Source organism: Leifsonia xyli subsp. xyli str. CTCB07 (assembly GCF_000007665.1).
Taxonomy (GTDB): Bacteria; Actinomycetota; Actinomycetes; order Actinomycetales; family Microbacteriaceae; genus Leifsonia; species Leifsonia xyli_C.
Window position 1 is genome coordinate 2,179,675 of sequence record NC_006087.1, and the last position, 12,365, is coordinate 2,192,039.

9 protein-coding genes and 1 tRNA gene are annotated in these 12,365 nt (G+C 68.5%); 2 read left to right on the top strand and 8 right to left on the bottom strand.

From position 1 onward, the window contains the following. Positions 1-61: 61 nt before the first annotated feature. Entirely contained in the window at positions 62-2,572 is a 2,511-nt protein-coding gene (locus LXX_RS10445) for a helix-turn-helix domain-containing protein (RefSeq protein WP_011186801.1), read from the top strand. A 61-nt stretch (positions 2,573-2,633) separates the two neighbouring features. On the opposite strand, the gene LXX_RS10450 is transcribed toward LXX_RS10445, so the two are convergent. From LXX_RS10450 to LXX_RS10475, 7 genes are all read right to left on the bottom strand, one after another. After that, complete coding sequence (locus LXX_RS10450) at positions 2,634-3,374, bottom strand: DsbA family protein (protein WP_011186802.1); 741 nt, start codon at positions 3,372-3,374, stop codon at positions 2,634-2,636. Between the two features lie 25 nt (positions 3,375-3,399). Beyond that, the gene (locus LXX_RS10455) at positions 3,400-5,937 is read right to left on the bottom strand and encodes a helix-turn-helix transcriptional regulator (RefSeq protein WP_011186803.1); all 2,538 of its coding nucleotides are present in this window, start codon (positions 5,935-5,937) and stop codon (positions 3,400-3,402) included. Next, a complete protein-coding gene (locus tag LXX_RS10460; protein WP_011186804.1) occupies positions 5,927-6,988 on the bottom strand; it encodes a family 43 glycosylhydrolase in 1,062 nt (353 codons plus the stop codon). The genes LXX_RS10455 and LXX_RS10460 overlap by 11 nt, the downstream gene beginning before the upstream one ends. Further along, positions 6,981-7,535 (bottom strand): signal peptidase I, encoded by a 555-nt coding sequence (locus tag LXX_RS10465; RefSeq protein WP_011186805.1) that lies wholly within the window; start codon positions 7,533-7,535, stop codon positions 6,981-6,983. The genes LXX_RS10460 and LXX_RS10465 overlap by 8 nt, the downstream gene beginning before the upstream one ends. A 117-nt stretch (positions 7,536-7,652) precedes the next feature. Then, positions 7,653-8,258, bottom strand: a complete 606-nt coding sequence (locus tag LXX_RS10470) for a hypothetical protein (protein ID WP_011186806.1) — start codon at positions 8,256-8,258, stop codon at positions 7,653-7,655. Positions 8,259-8,993: 735 nt separating this feature from the next. After that, complete coding sequence (locus LXX_RS13765; protein WP_370558451.1) at positions 8,994-9,716, bottom strand: MFS transporter; 723 nt, start codon at positions 9,714-9,716, stop codon at positions 8,994-8,996. 208 nt (positions 9,717-9,924) lie between these two features. Continuing rightward, positions 9,925-10,014: transfer RNA gene (locus LXX_RS10475), tRNA-Ser, on the bottom strand. A gap of 81 nt (positions 10,015-10,095) precedes the next feature. On the opposite strand from LXX_RS10475, the gene LXX_RS10480 reads away from it, so the two are divergent. After that, positions 10,096-10,923 (top strand): SGNH/GDSL hydrolase family protein, encoded by an 828-nt coding sequence (locus tag LXX_RS10480; RefSeq protein WP_011186807.1) that lies wholly within the window; start codon positions 10,096-10,098, stop codon positions 10,921-10,923. Positions 10,924-11,342: 419 nt separating this feature from the next. On the opposite strand, the gene LXX_RS10490 is transcribed toward LXX_RS10480, so the two are convergent. Continuing rightward, positions 11,343-12,221, bottom strand: coding sequence for a hypothetical protein (locus tag LXX_RS10490; protein WP_141692848.1), 879 nt, complete (start codon positions 12,219-12,221; stop codon positions 11,343-11,345). Positions 12,222-12,365: the final 144 nt, after the last annotated feature.

Sequence of the window (12,365 nt, forward strand, 5' to 3'; positions counted from 1 at the left end):
TCCGATTCGACACCGCCTACGCTACGACAGTCCGAGGCCGTCGCGAGAGTGAAGAGAACGAATGATCTTCCTTTTCCCCCAGGAGGTGAGCACGGTCGCACAGGCCGTCCGGGCCGGCCGCTCGGTCGGCGTGTCGGGAGCGGCGGGCATCGGAGTGAGCTCTCTCCTCGATCGTCTCACGATCCTGCTGGAACAAGAGGGCTTCCTCGTGATCGCCTTCCGCGGCACACCGATGCTGCCACGGACGGAGCTGCTGGCCCTCCAGCAGGCGGGCATCGACTTCCCGAACGGCGGCTCCCGCACTGTCTCCGTGCTGATCGACCGGCTCTCCCAGGAGCTGATGTCGAGCAGCCTGCGAGCGATTCTGCTGGACGATGTGGAGTCCATGGACGCCACCTCGCTCGGCGTCATCCAGGTCGCCGCCGCGCGCACGGGCACGCCGGTCGTCCACGGACGGCACGCGGGCATCGACGTGCTCATCCACGACGGTGTCCGGCTGACACACTACTCCCCCGTGCAGGTCGCGCTGAACCCGCTCGACTTCGTCAGCGTGAGCACCCTGCTGGAATCGCGGCTCGGCGCACCCGCGGATGTGGAGATCGTCTCACGGGTCTACGGCCGCTCCGGCGGTGTCACCGGACTTGCCCTCGCCATCGTCGATGGCGCGCGCGACGCCGGCATCCTGAACCGGGAGGGGGCCACATGGTCGATGCGCGGGTCGACGCTCTGGACGCCGACCGTGGGGGCCTGGCTCGACGCCAAGCTCTCAGCGCTGCGACCCGAGGACTGCGAGGCGCTCCGCCACCTGGCGCTGACGCACGCGACACCCGACCAGGGCCTCTGCTCGCGGCTCGGGGAGACACAGCTCACCGCGCTCGAGAGCAGGGGATTACTGACGATCACCCGCCACCGGCAGGGCGCGCGCTATTCGATCTTCCCGCCCGCGCTCGGCATCGATCTGCGACGCGCGGCCAGTGGCGCCCGGCGGCTGGACCTCACCCCGAGTCCCGAGCCCTCCGGCGCTGAGGTCCCGGACGACTGCACAGACATCGCCGCCTCAGTGACCTACGCCCGGGATCGGCTGGACGAACGCCTGCTGCGCCAGAAAGCGGCGTGGGAGCAGTCGGGCACCGTGGGCTCGGCTCTCCCCTATCTGATCAGCCTCCTCCAGGCTCCCCGGACGGACCGCACCGTGGCATCGGTTTTCGAGAGCGTCGACCCCGCCACGGCAGCCTCGCCCGAGGAGCTGTTCGACCTCGTCTTCCTCCGCGAGCAGTGGCGAGCGTGCCAGAACAGCTACAGCTTGTCGTCGCCGGGACGTTTCGACGCCCTGCTCGACCGCTATCCCGACTGGGCCGAAGCCATGCAGACACTGACGGCGGCGCTCACCGGCGACGACAGCGACGAACGCCCGCCCGCACCCGCGCAGAACGCACTGACGACCCCGAGCGGCCCGGTGATCGCCGCCTCGCACGCCTACAATTGCCTCGCGCTCGGCCGGTTCGAGGAGGCCCGCGAGTGGAACGGGCTCATCCCGGCGACCGATCTGCTGACGGTGAACCACTTCCGGGAGTTCACCACCACCCTCAGCGATGCGGAGACAGGAGAGATGGAACACGCGCTCGCCACGACCGCGGAGGAGATCGGAACCGCGATCGAGGCCGGCGCCATCGGATCGGTGATGCGGCACTCCTACTCCGGCGCCCTCATCCTCCTCCGCGCGGGCCGCTGGCGGGCCGCCCTCGAGGTCGTCGAGCGGGGACTGACGTTCGGGCCGTCCGGGCCGATCCACAGCCCCCCCTACCGGGCGCTGCTCCGCCTCGCCGCGCTGGTGCAGCTCTGGCTGGGGAGAGCGAAGACCGCGCGGCTCTTCGCCGAGCAGGCCGCGGGTGTGCCCAGCCCCGAGCGTCGGCTCCCGGTGATGCAGGAAGGATTCGGAGACGTCATAGAACGCTTGCTGCACGACGACCCGGCAGGGGCCACTGCGCAGGTCCGGACGCTCGTCTCCCGGCTGATCGCGCGCGAGGACGTCTTCGCCGCCTCTTTCTCCCTCCTGCTGGTGCTGGTGCTGCACCCGGAACCGGAAACCCTGGAGCTGTACGCCTCCATCACCCGGAGGGAAGGCCAGCCGCACCCTTTCCTAGACATCGTCTCCGCCTCGTTCGAGCGCCCCGAGAGGCTCCGCGTCCTCGTGGACGAGCTGCCCATCGAGCACCAGGACGCGGCACTGGCGGCACTGGTGCTGAGCGCCCGGTCGAACCAGGAGGGCCAGAGCCAGCGAGCGAGCGCCATCGCGGCGGCGAACGATGCCCTGCGGGCGCGGCTCGGCGTGTACTACCCGGACGAACTCGACAGCGGAAAGAAACAGGGCCCGGCCATCGATCCGCACGTGCTGTCGAAGCGCGAGCGGGAGGTCGCCCAGCTCGCACGCAGCAACTCGAACGCGGCCATCGCCGCAACCCTCGACCTCAGCGTGCGGACCGTGGAGAGCCACATCCACAACGCCTTCAAGAAAACAGGAACGACCTCGCGACAGGAGCTCGCCGAGCTGGTCGGCAAGCTCCTGTGCTGAGGCCGCCCTCTTCCTGAGACGAAGCAGACAGCGCGCATGAGCCGCATTCACATGCGCCGGATCATCGCGCGGCCTCGATGGCGAGGGCGAGCTGGGCGGGATCGAGGACGCTGCCGCGGTACTGGTGACCGTTGATCAGAATGGTCGGCGTCCCCTCGAGCCGCGCGACATCCGAGTGCGGCAGCGGGCCGTTCAGATCGCGCTCCGTCTGAGCGGTGACGAATCGGGCCCACTTCTGGTCTGTCACACAGCGCGACACGGCAGAGGCATCCACCCCCGCACTCGCGAACGCATCGAGGATCGTCCGGTCGCTGAGCCCTCCTCCCGTGACTTCATCGGGTTGGCGGGCGAACAGAGACCGGTTGGCGTCGAAGAACTTGGCCGGCTGGTGCTCGGCCACGCACACGGCGGCAGCCGCCGCCCGCGTGGCGTACCGGTGGTTCGCCGCCGAGTCCAGGATCGCCACCGGGTGGATGTCCACATTCACCCGGCCGCTGTCCGCCAGCGATCGCAGCAGCGGCCCGTCCGCCGCCTCGAACTGGGCGCAGATCGGGCACTGGTAGTCCGCGTACACAGTGACGGTCGGCGCCGCCGAGCTGGTCGTGTGCGGCGCCGGAGTGCCTGCCACCGGCAACCGGAAGCCGCCCTCCGTCAACGCCGATGAACCAGCCGCGGGGGCAGGCGACGAGGCGTTCACATACATCGCCATCCCGCCCACAGCGCACGCCACGACGACTGCGGCGATCGCCGCGGCCTGCCAGGCCCAGAGCCGTCCTGTCCTTATCGGTCCAACTGTTCGCATACGTTCATCCTCTCTTCGATGGTGATCACTCGGTCAGGTGTTCCGTCAGCCCGAGTTCCGCGGCGCGGATCAGCGCTGCGTCCCGCGAGCGGACGCGGAGCTTGCGGTAGATGGAGCGGGTCTGCGTCTTGACGGTGTTCACGGAGACCGAGAACTCCTGCGCGATGTCCGCGAGGGTCGCCGCGGACCCGAGGCGGTGCAGCACCAGGATCTCCTTCTGCGTGAGCCGGACGGCCGGGTGTTCGACGGCGGGCATGCACAGCGCGAACGGCCATTCGGCCTCCGGATCGCCCCCTCCCGCCGTCAGCAGGGCGAGACGGGCGACGACCGGCAGCAGGGCGAGCGGAGTGCGAAGGCCCCGCTCGGTCGCGACCGCCATCGCCCGTCGCGCAGCCCCAGCCGCGTCCGCGTTTCCGCCGCACGCGAGCAGAGCTGCGGCGACCACGAGCGCGTGGAGGACGTCGTCGGGGGACGATGTCTCACCGGCCTTCCGCGCAGCGGCGCCCGGCTCCGAGATCGCCGCGACGCCGTTGCCGGCGAGCAGGGAGCGCAGCGCACGGACCCCGATCGGCGCGCAGCCGGCCCGGAACAGGTCGCGCAACGCCGTGTCCGCCGCCGTGCGGTCGCCCACGGCCAGCAGAGCCAGCACGCGAGTGATCGCGAGCCGATCCAGAACCTCCTGCGAGGCCGGACGGGAACCGCACGCGGCAAGGGCGACATCGATGGCGGCCGCGCACCGCTCGGGCCGCCCTTGGAAGAGGAGCGCCATCGCCCGGCAGTGCAGCACCGCTGCCCAGTGCTCGGGGGCGCGAGGCATCGAGGCCGCGAGCACCGCCATCCGCTCGGCGGCCTCCGGGTCGCCGTCCTCGATCAGGACCAGCGAACGGGCGAGGGCGTCGAACAGCGATGCGCTCGAGGTGAGGTCCTCCGTGCGCGGTCCCAGAGCAGAGAGCGCGGACCGCGCTGTCACGATGTCGCCCCGGAACGCGAGAACGAAGGCGCGAACGGCGACGCAGTGCCGCCGATCCTGGGGATGCTCCGTGCTGCCGAGGGCCGCGCCGAGAGCGCAGGCCTCGAGCGCACGCTCGCTCCACGATCCCCAGTGGAAGGTGATCGCCAGCTGCGCGCAGAGTTCGGCGATCCGGGGCACTCCGGTGTCGCGGGAGCGGGCGAGACCGGCGACCGTCAGCATCCCCTCCTCCGTCACCCGCAGGCTCGCCGCCGTGTCACCCCCGAGCCGGAACGAGGCGCTCTCGGCGCACAGCACGAGCAGCCGCTCCCCCGGATCGTCGTCGCGTCCCCGTTTGCTGAGCGTGCGCGCGGCGAGAGCGAACCAGTGGACGGCGCGCTCATGCTGCTCCCGAGTGCTGAGAGCGAGGGCGTAGAGGACGGCGATGACAGGGAAACGTTCCAGCTCCTCGCCGCCCAGCCGCTCCAGAAGGTCCACCGTCGCCGTGGCGGAGACCGTGGAGAGCGGCTCCCAGGCCTCCCGCGCGACACGGGAGACGAGGAGCGGCTCGCGAGCGGCCACAGCCGCGTTCAGCGCGCGAACGTGGTCCCCGGTCTCCAGCGCCCACGAGCACACCACCCGAAGGGATCGCATCGCCTCTCGCGGTTCGGCGGCCGAGCGCTGACGCGCGAGCGCCACCGCCGCCGCGGGGTCCAGAACGAATTGGCGGCGCGGCCACTCTCCGCGCCAGGTTCCGAGCCCCTGCTCCTCGGCGGCACGGAAAAGCGGGTCCGGCGAATCCAGCCCTGTCAGCCGGCGCGCAAGCTCCGAATCGCAGGGAGACACCGACGAGATCACCCGCAGGAAGCGCGTGAGTTCGGGACAGGGCCGCTCGCCGAGCTGACGCCGCAGCAGCGCTTCCGCGACCGCGTGCGGGTCGAATCCGCGCCGGATGCCGACCCCGGTCAGCCGGGCGGTGAGCGGAAGGACGCGCTCGCCTTCCTCCCAGCCGGGAACGGACGGACGCGGCGGCCGGTCCTCGCCCGCAATGGCGTCCACCAGCCGGGCGGACTCCTCCGCTGTGAACAGCAGATCGTCCGGACCGAGACACTCGACATCGAGAGACGCCGCGACCGCCACGTCCTCGAACGAGGTCAGCGCCCGCGTCCCGATCGCGACCTGCACCCGCGGGCAGGTCTCGAGCAGTCTCGCGATGTCCGGGTCCGCCGGCGCGCGCACCGGACAGTACCCGTCCAGCGTCAGCCGCACCGGCGGACCCACCGTGCCGGCGAGGGCGAGCCGCACCGCGTCGAACGCGTCGGCGGGCGATGCCGAGTGCGCGCCGACCTGCGCCGCCACCGCCGCCCACAGCTGATCGGCGGCACGGTCCGCGTGTGCGGAGCCCGCCGTCAGCGTCACCCACAGCACCGTGTCGCCCGCGCTGCGGCGGCGGGTACACCAGTCGGCGAGCAGCACGGTCTTACCCGCGCCAGCCGGCGCCCGCACGACGACCAGCGGGGCGGCGGTGTCCAGCCGCTCCGTCAGACGGGGACGCGGCAGGAAGTGTGCCGGTCGCCGTGGCAGGGGCCGGGACGCCAGGGGCTCAGCGTCCATCCCGCCACACTCCGGTGCGCGTGTCGATGCTCCAGACGTGCCGCTTGAGCAGTCTCGGGAGGCCGTTGTCGAAGCTCATCGGGTACCAGACCTCCGTCGAGTCGTTGAGATCGCCTCGCGTCCAGCGATCGCCGAGGTACACGTAGGTGGTCTGTTCGGTCCCCTGCACGGTGAGGATGCCGTCCGTCTGCGAACGGTAGGTGTTCGACCCCAGAGGGGCGAACAGCGACGGCGCCGACCAGAAGCCATCGAGGGCGGCGGCCGACTCCACGATGTTGTCGTTCATCCGGTACCCGGTGAGGCGGGAGCCGAACAGGTAGTAGTGGCCGCCGACCTTGACCATCGCCGGTGCCTCGATCGAACGGTGGTCCGAGTTCTGCAACGTCGCCACCGACCCACCCTGCCCCGACGAGGGGGCGACGCTGCGGTCGTCGGCGCTCATCCGGTCGATCCGCAGGCTGTGGACGCTGCGGTCTTCGCTGAGCAGGTAGGCCGTGCCGTCGTCGTCCTGGAACACACCGATATCGCGCGAGGGATGCCCGAGCGGCCGGCTCGATCCGAGGTAGCGGTAGGGACCGCAGGGAGTGGAGCTGACGGCGACGCCGGCACGCGCCTCGGTGTAGTTCGAGTCGTCGATGTGCATCCACATCACGTACTCGTGGGTGTGCGCGTCGTAGAGCACACGGGCGCGCTGGACCTTCCCACCGGCCTTCAGATCCGGAATCGCCGGCGACGCCGCCAGCGCGACCCCCTCCTCCTGCCAGTCCGAGAGCGTTTTGCTCGAATAGCAGAGCACGCCCCGGAAACCGCCGTTCCCGCGCTCATCGGTGCCGAAGAGGTAGTATCGGCCGTTCGCCCGGAGCACGCTCGACGTGTGCGCCTGGACGACGAGGCCGTCTGAAGCGCTGGCCAGTGTCCGCGGTTGGGATGCGGTCTTCCAGTGAACCCCGGAGACGATGGTCGCCACCGGGTCCGCCACGGCCTGCGGTCCGGCGACGAGGGCCGCAGCGCTCACGGCGAGAGCGACGAGGGAGCGGATCGGGCTAAGCACTGTGCGCCACCGCCGGTCGCTCGTTCGCTGCCGCGCGCACCCGTTCCTGGCGCTTGCGGCTAGCACCGGAGGCCAGCACGAAAGCGGCGAGGCCCGCGAGAAGCATGCCGCCCCGCACGAACACGTTCTGGCTCAAGGAGAACAGGTGCGCCGCGGTCCCCGTCAGCCGGATCCCGGTCGGACGTCCGCTGAGGAGCGACGGCATCACCGTGCCCGGGTCGGGCAGGGCATTGCCATCGCCCTTGGTGATGAACCGTTCGCCCGACTTCGCCTGAAGGATCCGGTGAACGTAGGGGCCGAGTCGCAGCGACGAGCCGTTGTAGTGCGCCACGGTGCGCGCCGGGTCGACCACGACGATGTCTCCCGCACGCAAAGCGGAGGCGTCGATGGCGCGGCTGACCAGCAGGATGTCTCCGCGCTGATAGGTGGGAACCATTGAGGTCCCGTTGACCGTCACGTAGTAACCGTTGGTGCTGAGAGTGGCGAGAAAGGGGAGGGCGAGCAGTGCGATGATCGCACCGCCGACAATGTTGAGGGCGATTCTCACGGGTTTCCTTAGGCCGGGTTTCCTTGGGGAGGGGCACGGGTTCGGGGGACGGCCCTGACGCGGCGCCGCCGTTGACGGATCGGCGCCGCACCACGGCCGGGCCTTACTTGTTACTTGTTACTTGTTAGGGTTCATCGAGTAGTTGACGTTGAAGTTGGCGATCGCATCGATCGCCTGAGTGGGCGCCGGGTCGGTGCCGTCCCAGGTGACCGTCACCGTGACAGTGTCGGATCCGCCCGAACCGAGCACGATGCCCGACTCTTCCTTCAGCGCTTTGGCCAGGCTGATCGGATCGGCGATCGTGCCTCCGTCGCCGATGGCGATCGTGCCGGACGAGAAGAGCGCATAGTTGACCTTCAGGTGCTGTGCCAGCGCCTTCGGCAGCTTCTTCTTGGCGTTCGTCATCGCGAAGATGCCGTCGAAGGTGGCCGTCTCGGTCGTGGAGGAGTTGGCGGCGATCCAGGTCTCTTTCGCCGTATTCGTGGTGGTGTTGAAGTGCGCGTCGAAGGCCGTACCGGTGAAGGTGAAGCCCGCTGTCACAGCGTCCTTGATGAAGTGGTTGTTGTCGATGGAGGTCTGCGAGGTGGCGATGGCCCCCACGCCGGTGAGCGCGACGGCGGCGACGGCGGCGGTGGTGAGAGCGACCATCCGCTTGCGGCCCTCGAACAGCGACTTCAGGCTGTGCTTCTGGTTCGGCATTGGGTCTGTGCCTGTTTTCTTCATATCGTTTCGTTCTTTCTTGTCTGATCTATAGCTGCCCCCAGGGGTGGGTGCTCCGCCAGCGTAGGAAGGCCGCACGGCGCTCAGTGGTGTCCCCGAGCACCGGACCGCAACGGATAAGCGCTGTGAGCAGAAAACTCAGTGCTACCTCAGTACTCCATCCGGCGATCCCAGAGCGGCCGGGGCTATCACCCCACGGGTGAAACCTCCCTCGATCCCCTCCCCTCGGCCCGACGCCCCGCCAGCGGTGTGGAACGCTGACACAGGCGACACCGCAGGGGGCGATGGTTCGGTCGCCCGGTGATGTGGGCGCCGCCGTCGAGGCGAGCGCCCGCATCACCGCCCTCCCGACTGGTTCTGTCCGGGCGTCACCGTCACACGGTCCGAGAGACGACGATGCCCACCGCGATCCGCCCGGTCGCAGCGACCCCGGCAGCGCCTGCGGCCGCGGAGCTTTCCCGCCGCTTTCCCCGGATGACCGAAGCGCCTCCCGGTGGCCGGATCGAGACCACCGCCCGCATCACCCCCCCCCCGACCCACCGGCAAGGCTTTCACCTCAGAGGCGACTGCCGACGTGAGCCGCTCCCCCGCACGGCGCGCCGGGCGAGCCAGCTCTCCCAACCCGCAAGGCTGAAACACTGAGGGGGTTCGGGAGGGGCAGGATTGAGACCGCTAGCTGTTCTTCCCTGTGAGGAGGTGCCCGATTCCCGACCGGAGCACCATCTCAAGCTGAGATCGTTAATCGTGAGTGCGGGTTCTCGCAAGTCCTAGCATGACGATTGTTGGCGTTGTTCCCCATCGCGCGGCGACGATTCCCGAAAGTGGAAAGAGCACGATCTCGGCGATTGCTGAAACCGAGAACAACGATGCTACGGTCCACGCGTTGCCGCCGAGTGATTGCTCCACATGTACGGGCAGAAACACCAGTTTGGGTGTGTCTCCTGCGCACACGAACAGCACAACGACAACCAGAACCCATAGCCGTCCACCAAGGCGAGCGCGAGTGTCACGCAAACTGGTCGTGGACGGACCTCCTCCGCGACGCACCCTTCGAACGAGCAGGAATGGGATGAGGACGAGTAGGTTTCCCACGGCGGCCGCGACCAGAGCGGTCCGTGCTCCGAACGCGCCTGCGAGAGCAGCACCGATCAACGGACCGATGGCGTAGCCGAGTGCGTAGCCGCCACGCACGGTCGGTGTGACGATCACCATGATGGAATCTGATTCGCTGACGATCTCGGCCAATACAGCAAAGAGTTGGGAGGTGACCGCTGATCTCCACGACAACAGCGTCATTCCCGCGACCAGGACCATCCGGAAATCGTTCGCTGTCACTAACACGCCCCCGCCGTGAGGGTGAGCGCGATGACTACCAGCGGAGTTCGCCGTCCTGTCCGATCCGACCCCCGTGATAATCCCGATCGCCGGGGCGAGCGCGGACGTGGCGAAGAACCAGGCCACAGTGGTGGCGTTATACCCAGGTCGGGATCAGATACACCGCCAGGAGCGGCCATGCGGCAGAGGAAGCGATACCGAGCACCAGGACCGCACAAGCGAAACGACGCTAGGGTTCGTTCGGTTGGGGGCGATTCGCGGGCGATCGAGGATTCTCGGTAAAGCAAAAACCCCCGAATCCCTTGTAAAAACTGGGATCACGGGGGTTTCACACTGGCGGTACCGGTGGGATTTGAACCCACGGTGGGCTCTCACCCACACAACTTTTCGAGAGTTGCACCTTCGGCCGCTCGGACACGGTACCGCGGACCAGTTTACTGGGTGCGTGCGAGGGTCGCCAATCGAATGGACGGCTGGTGAAGGACGGGCGGAGTAGGCTGCCGGAGTGGGGAATCGGAAGCCGTTCTTCGCGGCCAGTGCGATCATCGCGGCCGCTGTCTGCGCCGCCGTCTGGTCTTTCGCCGTTCGGAAGCACGCCGCCGTCGCGGCAGGGCGCGTGCGGCTCACTGAGACGCTGCCGATTCACTCCCAGTGGTGGCGGGACGCCGCGAAGCACGAGGGCGACATCCTCTATGTCGCGATCGGGGGCCGCGCCGCCCAGGGCATCGGAGCGTCCACCCCGGAGAACAGTTACGTCGGCATCATCGCCGGTCACCTCCGCTCCGTCACCGGCCGGAGCGTCCGGGTCGTCAACCTGTCCGTCTCCGGGGCGACCGTAGCGCTCGCCGTCGCGGATCAGCTGCCTCGCCTCACCGGCTACGAGCCCGGCATCGCCACCGTCTCCATCGGAGCCAACGACATCGCCGGCTTCGACCCGGCCGTGTTCCGCGCCGGCATCCAGCGGGTGTTCGGGGCTCTTCCCAGCGACGCGCTCATCGCCGATCTTCCCTACTTCTTCTTGCCTAAGAACGAACGGAAGGTCGCTGTCGCGAACGCCATCCTGAGGGAGGAGGCCGCGACGCGCGGCCTGACGGTCGTGCCCCTCCACGAGACGATGCGCCGGCAGGGGCTGCGCGGGGTCTTCACCCAGTTCGCCGATGACCTCTTCCACCCGAACGACCACGGCTACCGTGTGTGGGCGTCGGCGTTCCTCCCCGCGGTCACGGCGCTGGCGGCGAGGAAGTTCCCACGGCAACGACCGGTCGAAACGGGATCGACGCCGGAGACACACAGCGTGCGGACAGCGGAAGGCTCAGCGACGCTGAGCGCGTGACCACACCGCTCAGCGTCTCGCCGTCCTCGGTGCGAGGTGCGACAGCACGCGCCCCCTCGCCGGCACGATCACAAGGTGTCCCGCACGGGGAACCATCTCCATCCGGGAGCCCGGGATCGCTTTCCTGTGCCAGGTCGCGTGGGCATTCCCGGCGAGCGGATCGGCCTGACCGCCGATCAGGGGCGTCTTCGCGCACACATCGCCCGGCTCGAAACCCCACGGCTGCGCGGTGTAGCTCAGGATGTCGCCCCCTCTCACTCGCACCGGGCCGGCTGGGACGCAGAGGAGGACACGAAAGACCGCGCAGAGGGACACCGGCGAATCGACGCGTTCGGCGCCGATTCGCCTCCGCGGTCTCTGTCCGGTGGCTGCCGGGCGACGCAATCAGGCGGCTCTGCCGGGGTCCTCCATCGCGGGCGTCACGCCGTTCGCCGCACCGTGTGGAGGTAGAGCGTGACCGAGCCGTCCGGACCGTCGAGTTCGAAGTGGGGCCACTTGTCTTGATCGGGGACCGATCCGAACTGCATGAGCGTCGGGGTCCCCTCAGCGAGCACTCCGTCCGTGTGCATGAATCGGTATTGATACAGGTACGCATCGAACATAATGCCCCCTTTCCGCGTCGAGTCGTCCGAATAGACGTAAACCGGCGGTGTCTGCGACCAGATGCTTGAGCCGACGCTCACATTGACGGCGTCGACAGGATCTTTGCGGAAGAGAAGGTGGGGCTGGTTCTTATCGCAACTGACGCGGAAGGCCGCGTTGTAGGCGCAGACCGACATCCGGCCGTAGACAGCCGCGGGGTCGCTGTCGTGCGTCGAGGTGAGATTCACACCCAAGACGGCGAACTCCATCCAGGTCGAGCTCTTGGTGTAGATGACCGTGACCGACCGGTCATCGTCGCCGCTGATCGTCTTGGTGTTGACGCCGAACGGATCGAGGCTGGTGTCGATCACGCCGTTCGCGATGTGCGTGTCTGAGATAAAGAGCGGCTCCCAGTGGTCCCAGAGGTTCACTGTGATGCGCACGGCGCTCCCCGTCACACCGTGCGGACGCAGCGGCGCAAGCCCGGTCACGGGAGTCGAGTCGTATTCGCCCTGCTGGAACGCCGTACCGGAGGACTGCTCCCACCCGTTCGTGAGCGTGAGCGATCCGTAGAGATCGGTCTTCGACTCGTGGGACCCTGTCGGGACGCTGAGCGACCGGACGACGATCAGCGGTCCGTGACCGGAGAACATCTCCGCGACACCCCGCGAGGGGAGGACGGTGCGGCCTGGGCGGGGGACACCCCGGACAAGCACAGTGCGAGGACGGCGAGGACGGCAGAAGCGGCCCGAATCGGATGCATACGCATACATATGTTCCATTCGAGAGCAGGGTCGTGAGTTACAGAGCGACGCTAGCCCTCGGCCGGCACCGGCCTTTTCTTCGTTTGTTCACGAGGA

What these genes read in the sequence shown, in the direction of transcription:
- LXX_RS10445 (WP_011186801.1), top strand. Translation starts at nt 62, where the DNA reads ATGATCTTCCTTTTCCCCCAGGAGGTGAGCACGGTCGCACAGGCCGTC.
- LXX_RS10450 (WP_011186802.1), bottom strand. Translation starts at nt 3,374, where the DNA reads ATGCGAACAGTTGGACCGATAAGGACAGGACGGCTCTGGGCCTGGCAG.
- LXX_RS10455 (WP_011186803.1), bottom strand. Translation starts at nt 5,937, where the DNA reads ATGGACGCTGAGCCCCTGGCGTCCCGGCCCCTGCCACGGCGACCGGCA.
- LXX_RS10470 (WP_011186806.1), bottom strand. Translation starts at nt 8,258, where the DNA reads ATGAAGAAAACAGGCACAGACCCAATGCCGAACCAGAAGCACAGCCTG.